The sequence below is a fragment of the Natronomonas halophila genome (genome assembly GCF_013391085.1).
Taxonomy (GTDB): domain Archaea; phylum Halobacteriota; class Halobacteria; order Halobacteriales; family Haloarculaceae; genus Natronomonas; species Natronomonas halophila.
This window is the reverse complement of sequence record NZ_CP058334.1, coordinates 1702773-1726626: the sequence shown is the minus strand read 5'-3', so window position 1 is coordinate 1726626 and position 23854 is coordinate 1702773. Positions and strand designations below refer to the sequence as shown.

19 protein-coding genes are annotated in these 23854 nt (G+C 66.7%); 13 read left to right on the top strand and 6 right to left on the bottom strand.

Annotated features, from left to right (window positions below; genetic code table 11):
* Together HWV23_RS09330 and HWV23_RS09325 are read right to left on the bottom strand one after the other, a co-directional pair.
* On the bottom strand, window positions 1–1257 hold the full coding sequence (locus tag HWV23_RS09330; RefSeq protein ID WP_178290138.1) for a hemolysin family protein: 1257 nt from the start codon (window positions 1255–1257) through the stop codon (window positions 1–3).
* Between the two features lie 42 nt (window positions 1258–1299).
* A complete protein-coding gene (locus tag HWV23_RS09325) occupies window positions 1300–3915 on the bottom strand; it encodes an efflux RND transporter permease subunit (RefSeq protein ID WP_178290137.1) in 2616 nt (871 codons plus the stop codon).
* Between the two features lie 239 nt (window positions 3916–4154).
* Between HWV23_RS09325 and serA the strand changes: the two genes are divergently transcribed.
* On the top strand, window positions 4155–5738 hold the full coding sequence (gene serA / locus HWV23_RS09320; RefSeq protein WP_178290136.1) for a phosphoglycerate dehydrogenase: 1584 nt from the start codon (window positions 4155–4157) through the stop codon (window positions 5736–5738).
* Window positions 5739–5830: 92 nt separating this feature from the next.
* Here the strand turns inward: serA and HWV23_RS09315 are convergent, their stop codons facing one another.
* Entirely contained in the window at window positions 5831–6109 is a 279-nt protein-coding gene (locus tag HWV23_RS09315; RefSeq protein ID WP_178290135.1) for a hypothetical protein, read from the bottom strand.
* Window positions 6110–6293: 184 nt separating this feature from the next.
* Between HWV23_RS09315 and HWV23_RS09310 the strand changes: the two genes are divergently transcribed.
* From HWV23_RS09310 to mnhG, 11 genes are all read left to right on the top strand, one after another.
* Window positions 6294–8804 carry an alpha/beta hydrolase-fold protein gene (locus HWV23_RS09310; protein ID WP_178290134.1) on the top strand — a complete coding sequence of 837 codons (2511 nt, stop codon included), beginning with the start codon at window positions 6294–6296 and terminating at the stop codon, window positions 8802–8804.
* Between the two features lie 111 nt (window positions 8805–8915).
* On the top strand, window positions 8916–11291 hold the full coding sequence (locus HWV23_RS09305; protein WP_178290133.1) for an alpha/beta hydrolase: 2376 nt from the start codon (window positions 8916–8918) through the stop codon (window positions 11289–11291).
* A 140-nt stretch (window positions 11292–11431) separates the two neighbouring features.
* A complete protein-coding gene (locus tag HWV23_RS09300; RefSeq protein WP_178290132.1) occupies window positions 11432–12007 on the top strand; it encodes a riboflavin synthase in 576 nt (191 codons plus the stop codon).
* Entirely contained in the window at window positions 12007–12756 is a 750-nt protein-coding gene (locus HWV23_RS09295) for a GTP cyclohydrolase IIa (protein WP_178290131.1), read from the top strand. Before HWV23_RS09300 ends, HWV23_RS09295 begins: the two co-directional genes overlap by 1 nt.
* A 78-nt stretch (window positions 12757–12834) precedes the next feature.
* The gene (mbhE, locus tag HWV23_RS09290) at window positions 12835–15177 is read left to right on the top strand and encodes a hydrogen gas-evolving membrane-bound hydrogenase subunit E (RefSeq protein ID WP_178290130.1); all 2343 of its coding nucleotides are present in this window, start codon (window positions 12835–12837) and stop codon (window positions 15175–15177) included.
* A complete protein-coding gene (locus HWV23_RS09285) occupies window positions 15174–15638 on the top strand; it encodes an MnhB domain-containing protein (protein ID WP_178290129.1) in 465 nt (154 codons plus the stop codon). The genes mbhE and HWV23_RS09285 overlap by 4 nt, the downstream gene beginning before the upstream one ends.
* Entirely contained in the window at window positions 15635–15976 is a 342-nt protein-coding gene (locus tag HWV23_RS09280) for a sodium:proton antiporter (protein WP_178290128.1), read from the top strand. Before HWV23_RS09285 ends, HWV23_RS09280 begins: the two co-directional genes overlap by 4 nt.
* Complete coding sequence (locus tag HWV23_RS09275; RefSeq protein WP_178290127.1) at window positions 15977–17566, top strand: complex I subunit 5 family protein; 1590 nt, start codon at window positions 15977–15979, stop codon at window positions 17564–17566.
* A 2-nt stretch (window positions 17567–17568) separates the two neighbouring features.
* Complete coding sequence (locus HWV23_RS09270) at window positions 17569–18219, top strand: Na+/H+ antiporter subunit E (RefSeq protein ID WP_178291636.1); 651 nt, start codon at window positions 17569–17571, stop codon at window positions 18217–18219.
* Complete coding sequence (locus HWV23_RS09265) at window positions 18209–18502, top strand: MrpF/PhaF family protein (RefSeq protein ID WP_178290126.1); 294 nt, start codon at window positions 18209–18211, stop codon at window positions 18500–18502. The genes HWV23_RS09270 and HWV23_RS09265 overlap by 11 nt, the downstream gene beginning before the upstream one ends.
* Before the next feature lie 45 nt (window positions 18503–18547).
* Complete coding sequence (mnhG, locus tag HWV23_RS09260; protein WP_178290125.1) at window positions 18548–18922, top strand: monovalent cation/H(+) antiporter subunit G; 375 nt, start codon at window positions 18548–18550, stop codon at window positions 18920–18922.
* On the opposite strand, the gene thrC is transcribed toward mnhG, so the two are convergent.
* Window positions 18923–20185, bottom strand: a complete 1263-nt coding sequence (gene thrC / locus HWV23_RS09255; RefSeq protein WP_178290124.1) for a threonine synthase — start codon at window positions 20183–20185, stop codon at window positions 18923–18925.
* 68 nt (window positions 20186–20253) lie between these two features.
* On the bottom strand, window positions 20254–20493 hold the full coding sequence (locus HWV23_RS09250) for a DUF8001 family protein (protein WP_178290123.1): 240 nt from the start codon (window positions 20491–20493) through the stop codon (window positions 20254–20256).
* 124 nt (window positions 20494–20617) lie between these two features.
* On the opposite strand from HWV23_RS09250, the gene HWV23_RS09245 reads away from it, so the two are divergent.
* Entirely contained in the window at window positions 20618–20785 is a 168-nt protein-coding gene (locus HWV23_RS09245; RefSeq protein ID WP_178290122.1) for a DUF7331 family protein, read from the top strand.
* A gap of 95 nt (window positions 20786–20880) precedes the next feature.
* On the opposite strand, the gene uvrA is transcribed toward HWV23_RS09245, so the two are convergent.
* Window positions 20881–23814: an excinuclease ABC subunit UvrA gene (gene uvrA, locus HWV23_RS09240; RefSeq protein ID WP_178290121.1), complete on the bottom strand. Its 2934-nt coding sequence runs from the start codon at window positions 23812–23814 to the stop codon at window positions 20881–20883.
* Window positions 23815–23854 lie beyond the last annotated feature (40 nt).

Below are 23854 nucleotides of genomic sequence, written 5' to 3'. Positions count from 1 at the left end.
CTATTCTTCGCTTTTCTGCCACTCCACGCGCACCCGCCGGATACGCGTGCTCGTCGCATCGAGGACCGTCAGCGTAACGCCGCCGACCTCGATACGGTCGCCCTCCTCGGGGAGTTGGCCGGTGTGGGCGTGGATGAGTCCCGCGAGCGTCTCGAAGTCGGCGTCGGTCGGCAGCGAGAGCCCCAGCGTTTCGTTGACGTAGGCGACGGTGGCCCACCCGTGGGCGACGGCCGTCGTTTCATCGAGAACCCGAATCGGTTCCGTCTCGCCGTGGTCGAGAATCTCGCCGACGACCTCCTCGACGACGTCCTCCAGGGTCGCCAGCCCGACCACGGAGCCGAACTCGTCGACGACGAAGACCATCCGCAGGTTCTCGGCTTGCATCTCCGCGAGCAGTTCGTCGATAGGTTTTGACTGGGGAACGAACTCGGGGTCGGTGAGGATAGACGAAAGGTCGCCGCCTTCCTTGCGGGCGTTGATGGCGTCACGAAGGTCCGCGACGCCGACGATATCGTCGCGGTTCTCGCCGAATATCGGGACGCGCGTGATGTGGTTGTCCGCAGCGGTTTCGACGACGGTATCGAGGTCCGACGAGCGGGGAACGGCAATCATGTCCACCCGCGGGACCATGACCGCGCGGATGGGGCGTTCACTCAAATCGAGGACGCCGCGAATCATGGCGCCTTCCTCGCTGGCGATGGCGCCCGTTTCGGTGCCGGAGACGACGATGGTCTCGATGTCTTCGCGGGTGAGGTAGGTCTCGAAGTCCGTACTGCCGCCGATGAGGCGGGTGACGGCGTTGGTGGCGATTTCGAAGAGGTAGACGACCGGCGACATGAGTTTCTGGACCAGCGCGAGCGGTCGGGAAACCCGGAGTGCCCACGGTTCGGCGTTGGAGACGGCGTAGGATTTCGGCGCGATTTCGCCGATGACGAGGACGAACCCGCTGGTGAACACCGTCGCGAGGGGGACGGCCTCGCCGGGCGGGAGCACCTGAATGAGCAGCGCGGTGGAGATGCTGGCGGCGGCGATGTTGGCGACGTTGTTGCCGACCAGGACGGTGACGAGCAGTTTGTGGGGGTCCTCGCGAAGGCGGGCGAGCGTCCGGCCGGCCGCGCCCGTCGTCGACAGCGCGTCGACGCGGTGGCGGGCCAAGGAGAAGATGGCGAGTTCGCTGCTGGAGAAGAAGGCGCTTGCGCCGATGAGAAACAGGATCGCGAGACTGCCGGCGACGGTGAGTCCGGGGTCGAAAGCCATGGCGAACCCGTCGAAGGCCTGCCTCAAATCGTCTGCCCCTCTTCAGTCGTCGCTCTCGGCCTGCTGGCGCTGCCGACGACGCCGGACGTGCTCGGGGACGTCCGTGGGGTCGGCGCCGGCCCAGTCGGTCCACAGCAGGAGAAGACTCGGCAGGACGACGACGCTGCCGATGAAGGCGTAGACGATGGTGAGGGCGGTGATGACCCCGAACTGCTGGAGCGGGACGAGCAACGCGAGGCCGAGGATGGCGATGCCGCCCGCGGTCGAGGCCGTCGAGCCCAGCAGGGCGCCGCCGGTGCCGAAGACGGCGCGTTCGAGGGCTTCCTGTTTGCCGACCTCGGCGTTCAACTCCGAGACGTAGCGTTCGACGACGTGGATGGAGTAGTCGACGCCGAGGCCGATGGTGAAACTCGTGATGAGCGCGGTCATGACGTTGAACGGGATGCCGAGGGCGGCCATCGAGCCGGTAATCCAGACCACCGCCAGGAGGACGGGCGTGATGGTGACCGCCCCGAGACTGGCGTACCCCTCCAGTCGGCGGTAGACGGCCGCGAGGACGCCGAGAACGACGGCCAGCGTGATGGCGAGACTGTTGATGACCGTCGACAGCAGGCCCTCGGCGACGGCCTGATTCATCACGGGTTGGCCCGTCGCGATGGCATCGAGGCCGTCGCCGTCGACGGGTTCGGCGACGGGGCGAATCTGGTCGGCGATTTCGGCCTCACCGGCGGTCCCGTCGACGGGGACCACCAGACGAAGGGCGACGTACTCGCCGTCCTCGCGCTGGACCCAGTTTGCGGCCCCCTCCGGCGCGGCCTCGTAGAAGGCGTCGTAGACGCCCTCGATGTTCCGGTCGGGGACGCCGTCGCCGTCGGTGTCGGCCGCCTCGAAGGTTTCGGCGAACGCCTCGTCGTCCTCGGCGAGGTCCTCCATCACGCGCACGGGGCTCTGGGTTCCCGGTTCGTTGTCGGGCATGACGAGCACGACGTCGGTCTCGTTGGCCCGGTCGGAGGCTTGCTGGACGCGTTCGAGCGTGTCATCCTGCGTGATGTCGCCGCGGACGAGAACCTGGGTCGTCGTGCCGTCGTAGACGTAGGTCTCGTTGTTGACGAAGGCGATGTTGTCCTGTGCGGTGTAGGTGCCGGCCGAAAGCGGGCCGAGGTTCTGCTGCCAGTCGGGGACTTCCTCGACGAGCAGGTCCTCCTGTTCGAAGGTGGTATCGACCGTCGCAGCACCGGCGCCGGCCACGAGCGTGACGACGAGTGCGGCGGCCAGCACGCCTTTGGGTGAGATGCGCGCGGCGGCGATGGGGCCGGCGAGAACCGCCGACAGGCGGCCGCCCTCGGTGCCGAACGCGGGGAGGCGGCGGTCGATGCCGCGGCCTTCGAGCCACCCGTCGAGTTCGACCTTGAGGGCCGGGAGCAGGAGCGTGAAGACGACCAGTGCCCCGCAGATACCGACGGCGCTGACGAGGCCGAACTGCCGGATGGGCGGGACTTCGCTGACGAGGTTCGAGAGAAAACCGGTGGCGGTCGTTATCGTCACGAGCGCGAAGGCGGCCGCGACGCCGCCGAGGGCGGTCGCCATCGCGTTCCGAACCGAGCGCCGCCCCTCCGCGTCGCCGAACTGGAAGCCGCCCTCGTCCGGCGGTCGGGCCTCCCGATACCGCATCACGGCGTGGATGGCGTAGTCGATGGACAGTCCCATCAACAGCACGGGAACGGCGACGAACAACTGGTTGAACGTGATTCCCGCCCACCCCATGAAGCCGAGCGTCCACACGAGGACACACCCGACCCCGAAGAGGCCGAGCAGGACGTCGTAGAGGTCCCTGTAGGCGAAGAGCAACACGACGACGACGAAGAGGAACGCCAGCGGGCCGACGATGCCGAGGCTGTCGAACGACGAGCGCCGGAGTTCGTCGTCGATGATGCCGTCACCGAGGACGAGCGCCTCGCCTTCGACTTCCTCGTCGACGATGTCGGCCATTCGGGTCTGGGCCGCCGCGAGTTCCTCGGGCGAGGTCGACTCCTTATGCGAGACGACGATGGCCGTCGACTCGGCGGTCTTGCCGTTGCCCTCGTAGCTGGTCGGGACCGTCGCGAAGGAACCGCCCGCCGGCCAGGTGTGGTCGACGTCGTCCATCACGAGGCCGACGGCGTAGGCGGTGTAGAGTTGGCGTTCGAAATCCGTGAGGTCCTCGACGGCCTCGATTTGCGCATCGAGAGGGGGCCGCGGATTGACGGTGATTTCCTCGGGCGGAACGCCGCGTTCGCGCTTGATGGCGACGATTGCGACGACGTTGGCGACGCCCAGCGGCGGCTGCTCGTCGACGAGCGTTGGCCCGACGACGGAGTCGTTCCGGATTCGCTGTTGGGCGCGCAACTGCTGGACGTACCGGTCCTTCGTGAGGACGTTCTCGTCGTCGCGGATGACGACGAACGAGCCAGTCGAGTTGGGCGCCTGCCCGCTGAGGTTGTTCTCGATGTAGCCGTTGGCCTCGTGTTCGGGCGTCCCGCCGCGGAACTCCTCGAGGGTCGTATCGATGACCAGTCCCGGAAGCCCGAGGCTGAGGACGAACACGACCGCAAGCGTGACGGCGATTATTTTGCGGCGGTGCTCGACGACGACGGCCTCGGCGAGGGCGTCCAGTTTCATGGGGGACCACCGGACGGCGACACGGGTTCACAGACCATGGCGGCCGCCAGCCTATATACCCATCGCCGGATTTCGACGGCGTTTAAAACGTCACCGTAAGAGACACCACATTAATGTGTCTATCGGAGAACCATCTTATGGAATAATGAACAAGTACATGTATACAATCGCCGCTTCCGACGCCTGCAAAACGCGGCGATGAAGAAAGCGTTATCCCTCGCGGACGGGACGATACGCGCATGAAGGTACTCGTCACGGACCCGATTGCGGACGCCGGCCTCGACGTGTTGCGCGAGGCGGGCCACGAAGTCGTCACGAACTACGAGGCGGAGGGGCAGGACCTCCTCGATGCCGTCGCGGACGCGAACGCGCTCATCGTCCGCTCGGGCACGGAAGTCACCCGAGAGGTGCTGGAAGCCGCCGAGGACCTCGTCATCGTCGGCCGCGCCGGCATCGGCGTCGACAACATCGACATCGACGCCGCGACCGACGAGGGTGTCATCGTCGCCAATGCTCCCGAGGGTAACGTTCGGGCCGCCGCCGAGCACACCGTCGCGATGACGTTCGCCACCGCCCGCTCGATTCCGCAGGCCCACATCCGCCTGACGGACGGCGAATGGGCGAAAGGCGAGTTCCTCGGGACGGAACTCAACGGTAAGACTCTCGGTATCGTCGGCCTCGGTCGCGTCGGCCAGGAAGTCGCCAAGAAACTCGACTCGCTGGGCATGGACCTCGTCGCCTACGACCCCTACATCAGCGAGGAGCGCGCCGACCAACTCGGCGCGGACCTCGCCGAACTCGACGATGTCCTCGAAGCCGCCGACGTGCTGACTATCCACACGCCGCTGACGCCCGAGACGGAGAACATGATCGGCGAGGCGGAACTCGCCGAGATGGAGGGCGGCTACCTCGTCAACTGCGCCCGCGGTGGCATCGTCGACGAGACCGCCCTCGCGGAAGCCGTCGAGGACGGCGTGCTTGCCGGCGCTGCCCTCGACGTCTTCGCCGAAGAACCGCTGCCCGACGACAGCCCCCTGCTCGACGTCGAGGACGTCATCGTTACGCCGCATCTCGGCGCCTCGACGGAGGCCGCCCAGGAGAACGTCGCCACCTCGACGGCCGAACAGGTCGTCGCCGCCTTCGAGGGCGAACCGGTCATCAACGCGCTGAACGCGCCCTCGGTCGACGAGTCGGCGTTCCCGCGCATCGAACCGTACATCGGCCTCGCCGAGACGGCGGGCAAAATCGCCATCCAGTTGCTCGATAGCCGTCTCGAGACGGTGCAGGTGACCTACGAGGGCGACATCGCCGGGGAGGACGTCGACCTCCTCACCGCCTCCGCGCTCAAGGGCGTCTTCCAGCCGCTGGAATGGCAGGTCAACGCCGTCAACGCACCGCAAATCGCCGAGGACCGCGGCATCGAGGTCAGCGAGACCAAGCGCCGGCAGGCCGAGGACTTCCAGAGCCTCGTCACCGTCACCGTCGGCGACGGCGAGAAGAAGATTTCCGTCGACGGAACGCTCTTCGCGGAGGACGACGCCCGTATCGTCCGCGTCGACGGCTACCGCGTCGACGCCATCCCCGGCGGCAAGATGATGGTCGCGCGCAACACCGACGAACCCGGCGTCATCGGTCACATCGGCTCGGTCATGGGCGAGTTCGGCGTCAACATCGCCGGGATGTTCAACGCCCGCGAGACCCACGGCGGCGAGGCGCTGACCGTCTACAACGTCGACCAGGAGGTTCCCGACGAAGCCCGCGAAAAGCTCGAAGCCGACGAGCGCATCATCGAGACGAAGTACATCAGCCTCAACGGCGACTAACGGGCTCGAAGCCGCTGTTTTCGACGTTTATTATAAACTGATAGTTCACGGAGTCGGCAAAAGAGCCGTCGCTGGGTCGAGGGGGTGGGCCGTTATCGGAGCCAGCCGAAGAGGCGGTCGAGGAGACCCGGAGTCTCCTCGGATTCGTTGGCCGCTTCGAGTTGGCGTTCGTACTGCTCGATAACGTCGTTCAGGTGGCGTTCCTTGGCGGCGAGTTCTTCGTTCCGGGCTTCGAGTTCGGTTTCGAGGAACTCCGCCCACTTCTCGGCGTCGCGGCGACGGCGTTCGCTACGTTCCAGTTCGGCGCGAAGGTCGGCGATTCGGCTCCCCTCGACACCAGGCTCGACGGGTTCGGACGATGCGCTGGCCATACTCGGGGTTCGCGACCTGTACTTAAAAAAGTCAGTCGGACATCGGTCATCGATACGTCAGACATTACCGTGACAGAGCCCGTACCGGCCGCCCATGTGAGACGATAACGACCGTCGAGAGATTATAAATCCCATCCCATAACCGGGGGAATACCTTTCGCCGTCGACTCCAAACCGCCGAGCAATGAGCGACGAGTCGACCGGACGCGGGGGACAGGAGCCGTCGTTGCCGCGGCCCGGCCCCGACGCGCTGTACGGCCCGAACCCGACGCCGCCACAACTGGAAAACGGGTTCGGCTGGAACGCCGACCCGCTTCTAATCTCCGGTTGTGACGCCTACGTCGATGGGGAGTATCTCTATCAGGACTACGTCTACGACGACCACGGCGCCGACACCCGGTCGGTGTTCGACCAACCGCCCGGCGGCAACACGATGGGTGGGTTCTACTGTCGGGCGACGGGCGATTATCGGTATCCGTCGGACCCCGATTCCTACGGCTACAACGCGGCGGACCTCCTTGAGTTCCGCGCCCGCCCCACCGACGAGGGCATCGCCTATCGTATCACCCTCAACACGATGCTGGAACCCGATGCCGCCGCCGTCGCAATCGGCATCGACACCGAGGCCGACCCCGAAGCGTCGGACGACGGTGAGGACCGCCGAACGGACTGGGGCTACGGCCTCGGCGAGTTGGGCGCCCCCGTCGACCACCGCCTCGTCACCTGGGGCACCGGCGCCGAACTCGACGGCGAACCGCTCGATTCAGACCGAATCGACGTCGACGTGCGGCGTAACCAGATAGAAGTCGAGGTCCCGCTGGAGCCCGACGGCGAGACGTGGCGCCACTACGTCGCAGTCGGCCTCTGGGACGGCGAGAGCGAACAGTTTCAGGAAGTCGCGGTCGACGCCGACGAATCCGTGCCGGGCGGCCGGAAACGCGGCCTCGATACGCCGCCGATATTCAACGTGGGCTTCCGCTTCGACGAACAGGAGCCGATGGACCGGAACGTCGACCTCGAAACGATTCTGCCCCGACTGGCGACGGTGCTGGCGAACACGCCACGGGAACTGCTGGCGGAACTGGACAACCCCTTCGAGACGCTCCAGCGGCTCGGCGCCGCGGTCAACGTCGCCGAGGACTTCGAGGACCCGCTGGACCTGCTGAACCCGCTCGGCAACCCCCTCACCCCGTTCGGAACGACGGCTATCTCGGACCTCATCTCGGACCTCGAGGAACTGTGGCCGCTCAGCGACGTCGAGGGCATCCCCCGCGTCCTCGGCGTCGGAAACTGGCGGGACCACCACCAGTCACAGGCGCTGGCCGAACGCGACATCTCGCCGTTCGGCGCCGATATCGACTTCGCGAAGTTGCAGGAGGAAGTGACCGAACGGGACCTCCCCGAATCGGGCTACGTCTCCTATCTTTACCCCTCACGGCACGACTTCGGGTCGGGCGTCGACCCGCACGCGAACGTCCTGAAGGGCCGCATCCAGCCCTACGGCGCGTACATCCCGGAGGACGTCGAGGACGAGGAACCGGTGCCGATGGTGACGGCGCTGCACTCGCTGGGCAACTGTTATACCCAGTATCAGGTGTGGATGCCGGGCTACGTCGAGGCGCTGGCCGAGGAGACCGGCGGCGTCGTCTTCATGCCCCAGACCCGCGGACCGGGCATCTGGTACAAGCGCCGGGCCGAACTCGACGTCTTCGAGGCGTGGCGCGACCTCGAACGCCGGGTCGAAATCGACCGCTCGCAGGTGTCGGTGACGGGCTACTCGATGGGCGGGTTCGGCGCCATCATCATGGCAACCAAACACCCCGACTGCTTCGGGCGCTGTTTCGCGGTCGTCGGCCCGCCCGCCGAGGACCCACTGGAGGGGCCGACGGGCAACCTGCTGGCGACGCCATCCATCCTGATGCACGACCTCTTCGGCGGGGAGGGCGGCGGCCGCCTCTTCTCGATTTTCACCGAGGAACCGGAGAACGCCCTCCGCCTGACGGAGAACCTCCGACACGTTCCCATGATGCTGTGGCACGGCGGCACCGACGCGCTGGTGCCCCTGCTTGGGCCAGCCAACTACGCCAACCAGCTCCGTTCGCACGGCTACCGGCACGAAATCGACGTGTTCCCGACGGCCGACCACTTCCTCATCGCGATTCAGGATTACTGGGAGCGCGGCCCCGAATACCTCGCCGGGACCGACCAGCCGACGTTCCCGAAACGGGTCACCTTCCGGTACGTCCCCGAGTTCGACTACCCGGACCTCGATATCCGCCACAACGGCGCCCACTGGGTGACCGATATCGAGGCGAAAGCCGGCCACGGCAGCGGCCTCGTCGACGCCACCTCGCTGGCCGACGGCTACGCCGACCCCGACGCCGAGACGTTCAACAGAACGGGCACGAAGCCGCTTCCCTACACCGCCCGCGGCGTCGAGTGGGACGACCCCGAGGAAGGAAGCGAACGCGGCCCCGAAAACACGCTCGAACTCTCCCTGGAGGGCGTCGAATCGGTCACGCTGTGGGTAGAAGCCGCTGGCCTCGACCCCGAGAGGGAACTCACCATCGAGGCCGACGCCGACACCGCGGCGACGCTGACGCTTCGGGGTTCCTTCGGCGCCCACGACGTCACCGTCGACCGCGGCGAGTCGACGCTGACCGTCGGCCCGCTCGCCGAGGGAACCACGGATTGACCAGTTGTTCGGAGTTTATAATTATCCCTCGACGGAGAGGCAGGTGAGTATATAAACCCTCACGTATTCATAGGGTTAACACATTTCCGCGTCCGTGTCCTGTGTGTAGCCATGTCTCACCAGCAGAGCAACCAGGAGGGGGACGCGGCCGAGCATCCCACCTCCCCGCCCCGCCCGGGGCCGGACGCGCTATACGGGGCGAATCCGACCCCGCCACAACTGGAGAACGGCCCGGGCTGGAAGGCGGACCCCCTGATGGTCGCCGGCTGCGACGCCTACGCCGACGGCGAATACCTCTATCAGGACTACGTCTACGACGACCACGGCGCCGACACCCGCTCGTGGATCGGCGGCTCACCCGCGGATTCGGCCTCTCTCGGCGGCGTGCTCTCCCAATCGACCGGCGATTACCACTACCCGAACGACCCCGAAACCTACGGCTACAACGCGGCGGACCTTCTGGAGTTCCGCGCCCGGCCGACCGACGAGGGCATCGCCTATCGTATCACCCTCAACACGATGCTCGAACCCGACGCCGCCGCCGTTGCCGTCGGCATCGACACCGAGTCGGACCCGAGTCTCACCCGCTCGTCGGACCGCCGAACGGACTGGGGATACGGATTGGGCGAATTGGGCGCCCCCGTCGATCACCGCCTCGTCACCTGGGGCACCGGCGCCGAACTCGACGGCCAACCCCTTGACGCCGACCGCGTCGACATCGACGTGCGCCGCCGACAAATCGAAATCGAGGTTCCGCTGGACCCCGGCGACGAGACGTGGCGCCATTACGTCGTCGTCGGTTTGTGGGACGACGACGAGGAGGAGTTCAAACAAATCGCCGTCAGTCCCGACGAAGAGACGCCCGGCGGGGTCCGCGAGAACGACGACCTGCCGCCGGTCTTCAACGTGGGCTTCCGCTTCGACGAACCGTACCGCCGGAACCTCGGGCCCGTCGATATCGGCCGGGGGCTGTTCGACCTCGTCGACATCACCGGCCTCGGTCACAACCTGCTGGACCTGTTCCTCGAACGCTCGCCGCGGGTTCTCGGCGAGGGCAACTGGCGGGAACACGAACAGGCGATGGCGCTGGCCGAACGCGACATCTCCGGGTTCGGCGCCGACATCGACTTTGGAAAGCTCCGCGATGGCGTCGAAGAGCGCAACACGCCCGACTCCGGCGTCAGTTCCTTTATGTACCCCTCCCGGTACTACCTCGGCGAGGGCGTCGACGTCGACCACGACATCCTCGAAGGCCGAATCCAGCCCTACAACGTCTACATCCCCGAGGACCTCGAAGAACCGGCGCCGCTCATTCTGCTTCTCCACTCGCTGAGTTGCTCGTATACGCAGTACGCCGTCTACACGCCGAACCTGCTGCAGTCGCTGGCCGAGAAGACCGGCGCCATCATCATGATGCCGCAGGCCCGCGGCCCCGGCCGCTGGTACAAGCGGGAGGCCGAACTCGATATCTTCGAGGCGTGGCGCGACCTCGAGACCCGCTTCGACATCGACCGCTCGCGGGTCACCATCGGCGGCTACTCGATGGGCGGGTTCGGTACCTGTATGCTCGCCGCCCAGTGTCCGGACCTCTTCGGCCGCGGCTTCTCGGTCGTCGGCCCGCCCTCGGAGGACCCAATCGAGGCCATCACCGACGGCTGGCTGAAATCGCCCGCCCGCCTGACCAACGGCCTCTTCGGCGGCGAGGGCGGCGGCGAGTTCCTCAACGTCTTCACCGAGGACCCCGAGAGCGCGCTGGATATCGCCGACAACCTCCGGCACGTCCCGATGATGTTGTGGAACAGCGTCGGTGACCCGCTGGTACCCGTGCTGTCGCCGGACAACTACGCCCGCCGCCTCAAGAACCACGGGTATCGCTACCAGTTCAACGTCTTCCCCGCCGATACCCACCTCTCCCTGGGTCACCACGACCGCTGGGACGGCATCCCCGAGTTCATCGAAAGCGGGAAAGTCATCCGCAACCCCCGGCGGGTCACCTACCGCCAGATGCCGGAGTTGGACCACCCCGAGGTCGGCCTCGTCCACGACGGCGCCTACTGGGTCTCGGATATCGTCACCCGCGATGGCGAACGCTCCGGCGTCGTCGATGCCACGTCGCTGGCCGACGGCTACGCGCCGCCCGAAGTCGGCACGTTCCGGAACGTCGGAACGAACCCCCGGCCCCACTTCACCCGCGGCCTCCAGTGGGAAACCCCGCCCATCGAGTCGCGGCGGCCGCCCGAGAACACCCTCGAAATCTCTCTGGATGGCGTCGAATCGACCACCGTGTGGGTCGAGGAAGCGGGTCTGGACCCCGAGGCCGAAATCACGGTTCGGGCCGACAGCGACGACGCGGCGACGGTCACCCTCGCCAGCGCCTTCGGCACCTACGACCTCGACGTTCCCGAAGGCGAGTCGGTCCACGAACTCCGACTGGCCGAACTCGAACACGAGACGCCCGAAGAGAAACGCGAACCGCGACCCGCCTAACCACCGACTGGTTTTGCGCACGCCTGCCCGACAGCAGCGGGTTTACCGGCCGAACGGTCCCCGGAACCACATCTATAACAAATACGTTATGCATATCTAATTTAGGAACATTCTTGAGGAACCGAGTGCCCCGCTCTACCGTGTACACCGGAATCATCGAAGCGACCGGCACGGTACGGGATGTCGACCATCACGACGGCGGCCTTCGCCTGTCCATCGACGCGCCGTTCGAGCGCGAACACGGCGATAGCCTCGCCGTCGACGGTGTCTGCCTCACCGTCGCCGCCCGCGAGGACGGCCTGCTCGTCGCCGACTGTTCGGCGGAGACACGGCGACGGACCACGATAGGGCGACTGGACGCCGGCGACACCGTCAACCTCGAACGCCCCCTCGCTGCCGACGGCCGGTTCGACGGCCACGTCGTGAAGGGCACCGTCGATACGACCACGACCCTCCGCGAGGTCCGGGACGGCGGCGACACCCACGAGTACGTCTTCGAGCGGCCGGCCTCGCCGTACGTGGTTGAGAAGGGTGCCATCGCACTCGATGGAGCGAGCCTCACCGTCGCCGACGTGGGGAGCGATACGTTCACCGTCGCGACGGTCCCGACGACACGAGACGAGACGGCACTGCCCGCGGTTTCGGTCGGTGATGCGGTCAATGTCGAGTACGACGTGCTCGCGAAGTACGCCCGCGGGGAGGCAGTGGAGGCCTGATGCAGGCGACGCTGTTCCAACTCGACAACTACGGCCCGTGGACGACGACGCCCGACCCGCGGCCGGAGATGCGCCTCCAGACCCTCCAGTCGCGGCTCTACGCCGACATCGCGGAAGCCGTCGGCGACCACGGCGGCTACGCGTTCTACGCCCGCGGGGACAACGTCGTCGCGGTGACGCCCGGCATGGACCGGCAGGCACACGAGGGGATACTGGACGAACTCGACGACCGCTATCCCGTCTCGGTTAGCGCGGGCATCGGCCCGGGAGAGACGCCACGGGCGGCGCTGGCGGCCGCGACCGGTCACCTCCAGCAGGCGGGCAGCGCACAGGACCCCGACCGGCAGCGCGTACTCGTCGGCGAGACGGGAAGCGTCGAACCTCTCGACGTTGCCCACTTCGACGTCGTCGACGCGACGACCCACTACACGGACACCTCCGACGCGTACACGGCCTATCAGTCGATTACCCGCGGCATCAGCGCCATCGCCGACCCGCTGTACGACCGCGGCGCGCTCACATTCTTCGTCGGCGGCGACAACGCCATCGCAGTCTGTCCGCCGCTGGAAAAAGCGGCCTACGAGGCGGCGCTCGGCGAGGCCGAACGCACGGGCGTCGACCTGCGGGTCGGCGTCGGAACCGCCGAAATGCCGACAGGCGCGGGTATTCAAGCGAAGCACGCGCTGGAAGCCGGTCGGGAGACGGGCGAACGGATAACGCTCGAATCGCCGGCCCGAACCCGGCAGTAAGGCGGCGACGAACTCCCGGAACGCGACGGGCCGACCGGGTACTAATTTAAGGGTGCCACGAGATGTGAGGGACAACTGATGGACCCGCAGCTATCGGTCGTTCTCGCCGCGGTCCTCCTTCCCTTCGTCGCGGCAGCGGCGATGCCGCTCTTTTATCGGGTCGTCGGCGACCGCGCCGGCTACGTCGGGGCCGCCGTCGCCGCCGTCGCGTTCGGCCTCGTCGCTTCCCAGCACGGCCGACAGGGCTCGGTCGCGGTGTCGTGGATTCCCTCGCGAGACATCTCGCTTGGCTTCTACGTCGACGGGTGGGCGCTCCTCTTCGCGCTTTTGGCCAGCGGCATCGGCGTCCTCATCTTCACCTACGCCGGCCGCTACATGCACGGCAAGCCGAACCTCGGCCGCTTTTATATGGCGCTGTCGGCGTTCATGGGCTCGATTCTCGGCGTCGCCTTCGCCTCGGACCTCGTTTCGCTCTTCCTCTTCTGGGAGTTGACCAGCGTCTGTTCGTTCGTCCTCATCGGCTACTACACCGACGACGAACCGTCGCTGTATTCGGCCCGGATGGCGATGCTCGTGACCGTCGGCGGCGGCCTCTGTCTGCTGGCCGGCATCCTCCTGCTTGCGGTCGCCAGCGGGCCGGCGCTGGGCGGCCGCACCTTCGACCTCGCGGTGATGCTCGCCGAGCGCGAGGCGATGCGCGCGGAACTGACCGAGGCCGGCCTCTTCGTGCCGGCACTCGTCCTCATCGCGGTCGCCGCGGCCGCCAAATCCGCGCAGGTGCCGCTCCACTTCTGGCTGCCGAACGCGATGGTCGCGCCGACGCCCGTCTCCGCGTTCCTCCACTCGGCGACGATGGTCAAGGTCGGCGTCTACGTCCTCGGCCGGATGCGTCCCCTCTTCGTTGGCGACGAATGGACGACCCTGCTGGCTGCCGTCGGCCTCCTGACGATGACCGTCGGCGCCGTCCTCGCCGTCGTCGCCACGGACATCAAGGAACTGCTTGCCTACTCGACGGCCAGCCACCTCGGGTTGATGGTCGCCGGGTTCGGCTTCACCACCTACTATGGCGCGGAGGCGGGCGCTTTCCACCTGTTCAATCACGCGCTGTTCAAAGCCGCGCTCTTCCTCGTGGCCGGCATCGTCGCCCACGAGGCCGGAAGCCGGCGGATAGACGAGTTGGGCGGCCTCCGGGGCGACCTGCCGATTACGGCCACCATCGCCGTCATTACGGGGTTGAGCATGGCCGGCGTCCCGCCGTTCAACGGCTTCTACTCCAAGGAGTTGCTCTTCGAAGCGGCGTGGGAGACCGCCCACGCGGCCGGCGGCCTCGCGTGGCTCTATCCCGCCGTCGCCCTCCTCGCCAGCATCTTCACCGTCCTCTACTCGCTGCGGTTCTTGAGCATCTTCTTCGGCGACCAGCCCGAGACGGCGTCGGTCGCCCATCGCCCGTCGGCCCTGCTCGTGGCACCGCCGGCGGTACTCGCCGTTCTCGTCGGCGTCGTCAGCGTCGCTCCCGGCGTCGCCATCGACTTCATCGTCAACGACGCCGCGAGCGCAACGACGCTCAAGCCCGTCGAGGTCCACGCCGGGATTCCGACCTCGCTGTCGGGGCCGGTGCTGATGAGCGTCGTCGCACTGGTCGTCGGTGGGGCCGCCTACCCCTTCTCCGGGCGGGTCCGGTCGGGAATCGCCCGGGTCGAATCCGGGGCGACGCTCTTGGAACCCGCCGCGCTCTACGCCGACATGCTGGAAGTCCTCGACGCCGCGAGCACGCGACTCGATGCCGTCGTCCACAACGGCCTGCTACGGACCTACGTGACGTGGGCGCTCGCCACCGCCAGCGGCCTGACGCTGCTGGGCTACTGGGTCACGGCCGTCCAACCCGGCCTTGCGGGACAGCGAGCGCCGGCGGCGCTACTGCTCGTCCTCGCGGTTGCCGTCGTCGCCGCGCTGGCGGTGACCACCGCCGACTCCCACGTCGCGGGCGTGCTGACCCTCGGCATCCTCGGGTTCATGGTCGCCGTCTTCTACGTGCTGGCCAGCGGCCCGGACCTCGCGTTGACGCAACTGGTCGTCGAGACGCTCCTCCTGTTGGTCTTCCTGCTCATAATCGAGGAGTTGCCGGCCTTCTACACCGAGTTACGGCCGAGCGTCGTCACCCGGGATATCGCCCTCTCGATACTGGTCGGCGCGACGGCGTTCGTCTCGGTGCTGGTGGCCAGTCCGGACCCGTCGCTGACCGAGACGAGTCGCTACTACGTCGACAACGCGGTGCCCGGCGGCGGCGGGACGAACATCGTCAACGTCATCCTGACCGACTTCCGAGCGTTCGACACGCTGGGCGAGGCGGCGGTCATCCTGCTTGCCGCGCTGTCGGTGCTGGTGCTACTGGAGATGCGCGACCGGGGTGAGACGCAATGACGACGACGATTATGCGGACGACGGCGCGGGTCGTCGTCCCCATCGTGCTCGTGGTCGCCCTCTCGCTGTTCCTGCAGGGCCACAACGACCCCGGCGGCGGTTTCATCGGTGGCGTCCTGACGGTGGCGGCCTTCGCGCTGGTGTACGTCGCCTACGGCCTCGATTATCTGGAGGTCGGCGTCCTCGGCCGCGAGGTCGACCCCGGGACCGGCATCCTCCAGCACCGGACCGTCGAGGCCTACCGCCGCCTGTTCGTTCTCGGCGTCCTCCTCGCGTTCGTCAGCGGCGTCGTCCCGATGCTGTTCGGCGAACCGTTCCTCACCCAGACCTACACCTACGTCCACGGCGTGCCGCTGTACGGCGAGGTGGAACTGGCGTCGGCGCTGGTCTTCGATATCGGCATCTTCTGTGTCGTCGTCGGGGGCCTGCTGGCGGTGCTTTCGGTGGTGGGCGCCGAATGACGGTCGGCATCGCGGCGGCAGTCGGCGCCCTCTTCGCACTCGGGACCTTCCTGCTGCTCCGAGACGACATCATCCACGTCGTCTGGGGCGTGGCCGTCATCTCGCAGGCGGCGAACGTCTACCTCATCACGATGGGCGGGATCCGGGAGGGCACGAGCGACACCGTGCCCGTCCTCGGGACCCGCTATGCGCCGTTTCCGGCGACCGCCGACCCGCTGGTGCAGGCGCTCGTGTTGACCGCCATCGTCATCAGTTTCGGCATGACCGCCTTCGCGCTCGTGTTGTCGTATCGCGCCTATCAGGAAAACGAGAGTATGGACCTCAGGGAGTGGGAATAGATGGAGACGCTCGTCATCGCGCCGATGCTCGTTGCGTTCGGCATCGCCGCCGTCGCGCTCCTGACGCGGGGCCGCTGGCGCCTCCAGCAGGGCGCGACCGTCGCCGGCACCGCAGTCTATGCCGTCCTCATCGGCGCACTGGTCTACCGGACGGTCTTCGCGCCCGATGCGACCGGCGCGGTCGCCTATCAGGTCGGCGGTTGGCCCGCACCCTTCGGTATCACGCTCGTCGTCGACGCCCTGTCGGCGTTCATGCTGTCGATGACGGCCATCGTCGCCTTCTTTGCGGCCGCCGTCTCCGTCTACTTCATCGACCGTCGCAACCAGCAGGTCTACTACCACCCCGTCTTCGGCTTCCTGCTTTTGGGCGTCACGGGTGCCTTCCTGACGGGTGACCTCTTCAACCTCTTCGTGTGGTTCGAGGTGATGCTGATGGCGAGTTACGTCTTCGTCGCCTTCTACGGCAACGCCCAGCACACCGCGGCGGCGGCCCGCTACGTCGTGTTGAACGTCCTCGGCGGCGTCTTCATGCTGCTGTCGGTCGGCGGCCTCTACGCGACGGTCGGCACGCTCAACATGGCCGATATGGCCGTCGTACTGGCCGAACCCTCGGCCGTCGAGACGGCGCCGGTCGTCGGCTTCTCGGCGCTCATCCTCGCCACCTTCGCGCTGAAGGCCGGGCTCGTTCCCTTCCAGTTCTGGGTGCCGTCGGCCTATCGCGCGGCGCCGCTGCCCATCGCGGCCATGCTCGCCGGCGTGACCAAGAAGGTCGGTATCTACGCCATCATCCGCCTGTATTTCACCGTCTTCGCGGACGCCTCGCTGTCCGCGCCCTTCTTCGGCGGCGACTCGCCGCTTGCCTTCCTCGCGCCGGTGCTGCTGGTCATGGCCGCCGCCAGCGTTCTGGTCGGCGGCATCGGCGCGGTGAGTCGGAGCCACCTCGACAGTCTGCTGGCCTACTCCAGCATCGGCCAGGTCGGCTTCATCGCCGCGCCGGTCGCCGTCGCCGCCGCGGCGACCAGCGACTCCGCCCGACGCCTCGCGCTCGTGGCCGCGCTCGTCTACGCGCTTCATCACGCCCTCACGAAGAGCCTGCTCTTCTTCTCGGCGGCGGTCATCCGAGATACGGCGGGGACGACGAAAATCGCTGACCTCGGCGGACTGGCCGAACGCTCCTCGACGTTCGCGGCGGCCTTCTTCGTCGGCAGCCTCTCGCTCGTCGGCATCCCGCCGCTGGTCGGCTTCTTCGGCAAGTTCCTCGTCTTCGAGGCGGCCATCGTCCGAATAGCGGCCGACACGACGGTCGCGTCGGTCGGCCTGCTGGCCGTCCTACTGGCGGGGGCGTTCCTGACGCTCGTCTACTCGACGCGCGTCTGGACCGAGTGTTTCTGGGGGGCGCCGACCGAAGCGGTCGATACCGACCCCGTCGATACCCGACTGGTCGCGCTCGTGGCGACGCTGGCGGGACTGGTCGTCCTCGTCGGCGTCGGCTTCGAGCCCGTATACACGTTCGCCGACGCTGCCGCGGAGGCGGCCCTCGATACCGACGCCTACGTCGACGCGGTCGACCCCGGAGGTGACAACGCATGAGCATCACGACGCGGCGGTGGCTGGTCGCCGGGACGCTGTTCGGCGTCCTGTGGGTATTCGTTCAGGGCGCAGCGCCGACCCTGAAGGGACTTCTGGGTACCTTCGTCGTCGGCCTCGCGGTCGGGATGCCCGTCGCCTACGTCTTCCGGCGACTCTACGAGGAGCGGGTCGACCTCGCCCGGACGTTCACTATCGTCCCGTACATCGCCTTTTATATCGCCGCCTTCAGCAAGGAGATCATCGTCGCGAACGTCGACGTCGCCTACCGGACGCTCGTGCCGTGGACGGCCATCGAACCGCAAGTCATCCTCGTCCCGCTGCGGGTCGAGACCGACCTCGGCATCACCACCATCGCTAACAGTATCACCATCACGCCGGGGACGGTGACGATGGACCACGACCCCGACGAGAACGCCCTCTACGTCCACGCTATCGACGGCCGGGACGTCGACGCCATCGTCGACCCGATACGCGACTGGGAGGACTACGCGCTCCGCATCTTCGACGAGCGTCTCGACCCCGGCGACGAGGCCCCCGAGATTCGGGTCCATCCGCCGGATTACCCGCCGGAGCCGAAAAACGCCGCCGACCCGATGGAACACCTCGCCAACCGGGGCGAGGAAACGGAGGTGGAGCGCACCGATGACCGGTGAGACGCTCGCAGGCGCCGTCATCGACGGCGCTATCGTCGTGACCGCGGCGCTGTGTCTGGTCTGCGGCTACCGGGTCATCCGCGGGCCGACGGTACCGGACCGCGTCGTCGCGCTGGACGCCATCGCGACGAACGTGGTCGCCATCGCCGTCCTCTTCGCGCTGAAGACCGACCGCGGCCTCTTCGTGACCGTCAGCCTCGTGTTGGCCATCATCGGCTTCCTCTCGACGGTCACGGTCGCGAAGTACGTCACCGAAGGCGACATCATCACCCGACGGGAGTAATCATGCAGGCACGAACCCACACCCGACGAACGGAGGCCCGATAGTATGGTCGCACTCGAAACGGCGCGGCATCTGACCGTCGCAGCGCTGGCCGTGGTCGGCGTCTTCTTCCTCACGGTGGGGACTATCGGCCTGATTCGCTTCCCGAACGTCTACAACCGGATGCACGCGACGAGCAAGCCGACGACGCTGGGAACGGCCGCCGTCTTCGTCGCCGGGTTCGTCCACTTCGGGCCGGGGGGTGCCGGCCTCACGTCGCTTGTCGGCATCCTCTTTCTGTTCCTGACGGTGCCGACCGGCGCCCACATGATTTCGCGGGCCGCCCAGAAGGCGGGCGTACCCTTCCTCGGCGGCGTCACGTGGCCGAGCAAAGATGGCGAAAACGAGCGGGAGACGGTCGAGGAAGAACCCGAGGAGTAGCTATTCGCCGGCGAGGTGCTCCAGCACGGCCTCGGTGCCGTTCGCGACCGGTTCGGGGTCGGCGCCGGCTGCGGCGGCGGCGTCGGGGTCCTTCAGCAGGTGGCCCGTCGTCAGGCAGACCACGTTCTCGTCGTCCTCGATGACGCCCTGCTCGCGGAGTTTCCGGAGGCCCGCAACGGAGGCGGCGGAGGCGGGTTCGACGCCGACGCCCTCGCCGGCCAGCGTGCGCTGGGCGTCGGTGATTTCCTCGTCGGAGACGGCGACGGCGGTGCCGTTCGTCTCGCGGATGCCCGGAAGGGCCTTCGGCGCGTTGACGGGGTTGCCGATGCGGATGGCGGTCGCGATGGTTTCGACGTCCTCCCAGCGGCGGGTGTCCTCGGCGCCCTCCGCGATGGCTTCGACCATCGGCGCGGCGCCTTCGGCCTGTACGCCGGTGAGTTTGGGCACCTCGCTTTCGTCGAGTTCGCCCGCAGCGACCATCTCGCGGAAGCACTTGTAGAGGGCGGCCGTGTTGCCGGCGTTGCCGACGGGGAGGACGATGCGGTCCGGGAACCGGCCGTAGTCGGCGTGGAACTCCTCGAGGATTTCGAGGCCGATTGTCTTCTGTCCCTCCAGACGGAAGGGGTTCAGCGAGTTGAGCAGGTAGGCCTCCCCGCGGTCCGCGAGGTCCTGGACGATGTCGAGGCAGGAATCGAAGTTGCCGTCGACTTCGAGGATACGCGCGCCGTGGAGGCTGGCCTGGGCGATTTTTCCGGCCGCGACCTTACCCGCGGGCAGGAGAACGAGCGTTTGGAGGTCCGCACGCGCGCCGTAGGCCGCAAGCGCCGCGGAGGTGTTGCCCGTCGAGGCACAGGCCAGACGGCCGACGCCGAGTTCCTCGGCGACGCGAACGCCGACGGTCATGCCGCGGTCCTTGAACGAGCCGGTGGGGTTCATCCCCTCGTGTTTGATGCGGAGGTTCTCGACGCCGATCTCCTCTTCGAGGCGGGGCACGCGATGGAGCGGCGTATCGCCCTCGGGGAGGGTGACGCCCTCCTCGAAGGGCAGGGCAGCGTTGTACCGCCAGACGCCCGACCCGTCGAAGTCATCGAAGGTGGGATAGCGGTCGTAGCGGGCCTCCAGCAGGCCGCCGCAGTCGCTACAGGTGTAGATGATGTCCTCGAAGGGGGCGAACTGCTCGCCGCATTCGATGCAGTGGAGCCAGACGCCGTCGGTTGCCACGTCCGGCGCCGCGGGGTCGTCGGGAAGCGCGAGGTCAGCCATTACTGGCCCTGCGGTACGGAGTCGCAAAAAGGGGCCGTTTCACGTCGATACTGCTGGCACCCGCGCGGTCACGCCGCCGTGACGTAGCCGTAGTGCCGCATGCACTCGCGCATCTCCTCGGCCGTCTCGTGTTTGTGGAGCGTCGTCGGCGTATCACAGTAGTACGTCTCGCCGTCGTAGCGGAGCGTCAACTCCTCGGGGTTGCCGAGGACCTCGGTCCGGACGACGAGGCGTTCGCCCTCGCGCAACCGCTCCAGAAGTTCATCCGCCGTGTATTCGCCGGATTCGACGACGTTCGAGCCACTCATACACGGCTGAACGGCCTCACGGTACTTCACCGCTTGCAAAGTCACCAATCATGTACCGTGGTAACATTTATCAATATCGCCCATCAATCGTCTCCTGTAGGGCGATATCGCCCGTGACCCACCAATGACACCGCCGCTCGAAGACGACGCCAGCGAGGCCAGTCCCCCGGTTCCCGCAGACCGGTGTGTCGATATCGAACTCGAATCCGGCGAACTCGTCATCTACGACCGGGAAAACCACCGGGCGTGGATACAGTCCGACGACGCTGTAGAACTCGAAGCGGCGGCCTGAGACCACACGCTATTTTAAGTAGTATCGCGCTCGCGAGGCCGACCACGGGTATCCGCCCCAGCGTGCGGCGAAGTCGGCCGTGCGAAAAGTAGACCTCAGTCGTCCCCGGCCGCTTTCCCTCGCCCGCTCCGCGGCCCATCGAGGTCGACGGCCGGCAGCAGGTCACGGAGGTAGCGGCCGGTGTGGGATTCCTCAGTTTGGGCGACGTCTTCGGGGGTGCCTTCGGCGACCAACTGGCCGCCCTTCTCGCCGCCCTCGGGGCCGAGGTCGACGATGTGGTCGGCGTTCTTCACGAGGTCGAGTTCGTGTTCGACGACGACCACGGTGTTGCCGTCGTCGGTCAGGCGATGGAGGACGTCGATGAGTTTGCGCTCGTCCTCGCTGTGGAGGCCGGTGGTGGGTTCGTCCAGCAGGTAGAGCGTCTCGCCGGAGTCCTTCTTGCCCAACTCCTCGGCGAGTTTGATTCGCTGGGCCTCCCCGCCGGAGAGCGTCGTCGAAGGCTGGCCGAGGCGCATGTACCCCAAGCCGACGTCCTTGAGTAACTGGAGGCGGCGCCGGATGCCGGAGTGGCCCTCGAAGAAGTCGTAGGCCTCGTCGACTTCCATATCGAGGACGTCCGAGATGGTCGCGTCCTTGTAGGTGACTTCGAGGGTTTCGTCGTTGTAGCGGGCACCCTCACATTCCTCGCAGGGGACGTAGACGTCGCTGAGGAAGTTCATGTCGATTTTGACGGTCCCCTGACCGCCACAGGACTCACAGCGACCGCCCTTGACGTTGAAGGAGAAGCGGCCCTTCTTGTAGCCGCGCTGTTTCGAGAGTTTGGTCTCCGCGAAGAGTTCGCGGATGTGGTCGAAGACGTTGGTGTAGGTGGCCGGATTGGAGCGTGGCGTCCGGCCGATGGGCGACTGGTCGATGAGCCGGACCGTCTCGATGTTCTCGATGCCCTCGATGTCGTCGTGCTCACCGGGGAAGACGTCGGTGTCGTTCATCCGCTTGACGAGACCCTTATAAAGAATCTCGTGCAGCAGCGTCGACTTGCCGGACCCCGAAACCCCGGTAATCGCGGTGAAAGAGCCCAGCGGGAAATCGACGTCGAGGTCCTTGAGGTTGTGCTGGCGGGCGCCCCGCACCGTGAGATAGCCGTCGGCGTCGCGGCGCTCGTCGGGCACCGGAATCCGCCGTTCGCCGGAGAGGTAATCCCCCGTCACGGACTCCTCGGCGGCCATCACGTCCTCGACGTCGCCGTTGGCGACGACTTCGCCGCCGCGCTTGCCGGGTCCGGGACCCATGTCGATGACGTTGTCCGCGCGCCACATCGTCTCCTCGTCGTGTTCGACGACGACGAGCGTGTTGCCCAAATCGCGGAGGCCTTCGAGGGTGTCCAGCAGTTTGTCGTTGTCCCGCTGGTGGAGGCCGATGGAAGGTTCGTCAAGCACGTAGAGGACGCCGACGAGGCCCGACCCGACCTGCGTGGCGAGTCGGATTCGCTGGCTTTCGCCGCCGGAAAGCGTCGAGGCCTCTCGGTCCAGGGTCAGGTATTCGAGGCCGACCTCCTCCATGAAGCCGAGGCGGGCGCGGATTTCCTTGAGAATCTCCTCGGCGATTTTCCGCTCGCGCGAATCGAGGTCCGCATCGAGGTTCTCGAAGTGCTCCAAGGCGTCGCCGATGGAGAGTTGGTTGACGGCCGTAATCGAGGTGCCAGCGACGAGGACAGCGCGGGATTCGGGCTTGAGTCGCGTCCCCTCGCAGGCCGGACACGTCGTCGTCGCCATGTAGTCCTCGATGTGCTCGCGGGTGGATTCCGAGTCCGTCTCGATGTAGCGGCGGTCGAGGTTCGGGATGACGCCCTCGAAGCGCTTTTCCTTGCGTCGGGTGCCGTTCTTCGTCTGCCGTTTGAAGACGACCTCCTCGTCGGTCCCGTAGAGGAACTGCCGTTGGACGTCCTCGTCGAGGTCCTCGAAGGGTGTGTCGACGCTGACGCCGAAGTGCTCGGCGACGCTATCGAGGCGCGTCCGGTAGTACGAGCGGTTGTAGCTCCACGGCTCGAAGACGTTCTTGATGGGCTTGGAGGGGTCGGTGACGACGAGGTCCTCGTCAACCTCCTTCGTCTCACCGATGCCCTCACACTCCGGACAGGCGCCGTGCGGCGAGTTAAAGGAGAAGGAGCGGGTCTCGATTTCCGGCAGGTCGATACCACAGTGGGTACAGGCCAGTTCCTCGGAGAACTCGGCGACGAGGCGGTCGTCATCGTCGCCTGCGAGGTCGCCAGTGCTGCGGGACTGGGTGCCGATATCGGCGTCTTCCGGTGGGTCAGGGAGGATGACCTTCAGGACGCCGTCGGCTTCCTCAAGCGCGGTTTCGACGGAGTCGGTGATACGCGAGCGGGCGTCCTCTTCGAGTTTCACGCGGTCGACGATGACGTCGATGGTGTGGTCGTAATTGTCGTCGAGGTCCGGCGTCTCGATAGAGAGGTCGTACTCCTCGCCGTCGACTTCGACGCGGGTGTACCCCTCCGAAACGAGTTCGTCGAAGCGGTCCTCGAAGGCGCCTTTCTGGTCGCGGACGACGGGCGCCCCGATTTTCGCGCGGGTCCCCTCCGGCAGTTCCAGCAGGCGGCGAACCATCTGCTGGGCGCTCTGCTCGCCGACTTCGCGGCCGCATTCGGGACAGTGCGGCGTCCCGACGCGGGCGTACAGCAGGCGGAGGTAGTCGTGGAGTTCGGTGACGGTCCCGACCGTCGAGCGTGGGTTGTTCGCGGCGTTCTTCTGGTCGATGGAGATGGCCGGCGACAGCCCCTCGACGTTTTCCACCTGCGGTTTGTCCATCTGCCCGAGGAAGTTACGCGCGTAGGCGGACAGCGATTCGATGTAGCGGCGCTGGCCCTCGGCGTAGACGGTTTCGAACGCGAGCGAGGATTTCCCCGACCCCGAAAGGCCGGTGACGACGGTGAACTCCTCGCGGGGAATGGACACGTCGATGTCCTTCAGGTTGTGCTCGGAGGCACCGCGGACGACGATGTCGTCAGTCATTATCGGGTCGAGGAACTGGCCGAGTGAAACCCTGTCGGTT

Coding starts and splice junctions, on each gene's coding strand:
- HWV23_RS09265 (WP_178290126.1), top strand. CDS start 18,209: ATGACCGGTGAGACGCTCGCAGGCGCCGTCATCGACGGCGCTATCGTC.
- thrC (WP_178290124.1), bottom strand. CDS start 20,185: ATGGCTGACCTCGCGCTTCCCGACGACCCCGCGGCGCCGGACGTGGCA.
- HWV23_RS09305 (WP_178290133.1), top strand. CDS start 8,916: ATGTCTCACCAGCAGAGCAACCAGGAGGGGGACGCGGCCGAGCATCCC.
- mnhG (WP_178290125.1), top strand. CDS start 18,548: ATGGTCGCACTCGAAACGGCGCGGCATCTGACCGTCGCAGCGCTGGCC.
- serA (WP_178290136.1), top strand. CDS start 4,155: ATGAAGGTACTCGTCACGGACCCGATTGCGGACGCCGGCCTCGACGTG.
- HWV23_RS09285 (WP_178290129.1), top strand. CDS start 15,174: ATGACGACGACGATTATGCGGACGACGGCGCGGGTCGTCGTCCCCATC.
- HWV23_RS09250 (WP_178290123.1), bottom strand. CDS start 20,493: ATGAGTGGCTCGAACGTCGTCGAATCCGGCGAATACACGGCGGATGAA.
- uvrA (WP_178290121.1), bottom strand. CDS start 23,814: ATGACTGACGACATCGTCGTCCGCGGTGCCTCCGAGCACAACCTGAAG.
- HWV23_RS09310 (WP_178290134.1), top strand. CDS start 6,294: ATGAGCGACGAGTCGACCGGACGCGGGGGACAGGAGCCGTCGTTGCCG.
- mbhE (WP_178290130.1), top strand. CDS start 12,835: ATGGACCCGCAGCTATCGGTCGTTCTCGCCGCGGTCCTCCTTCCCTTC.
- HWV23_RS09315 (WP_178290135.1), bottom strand. CDS start 6,109: ATGGCCAGCGCATCGTCCGAACCCGTCGAGCCTGGTGTCGAGGGGAGC.
- HWV23_RS09280 (WP_178290128.1), top strand. CDS start 15,635: ATGACGGTCGGCATCGCGGCGGCAGTCGGCGCCCTCTTCGCACTCGGG.
- HWV23_RS09330 (WP_178290138.1), bottom strand. CDS start 1,257: ATGGCTTTCGACCCCGGACTCACCGTCGCCGGCAGTCTCGCGATCCTG.
- HWV23_RS09275 (WP_178290127.1), top strand. CDS start 15,977: ATGGAGACGCTCGTCATCGCGCCGATGCTCGTTGCGTTCGGCATCGCC.
- HWV23_RS09245 (WP_178290122.1), top strand. CDS start 20,618: ATGACACCGCCGCTCGAAGACGACGCCAGCGAGGCCAGTCCCCCGGTT.
- HWV23_RS09295 (WP_178290131.1), top strand. CDS start 12,007: ATGCAGGCGACGCTGTTCCAACTCGACAACTACGGCCCGTGGACGACG.
- HWV23_RS09325 (WP_178290137.1), bottom strand. CDS start 3,915: ATGAAACTGGACGCCCTCGCCGAGGCCGTCGTCGTCGAGCACCGCCGC.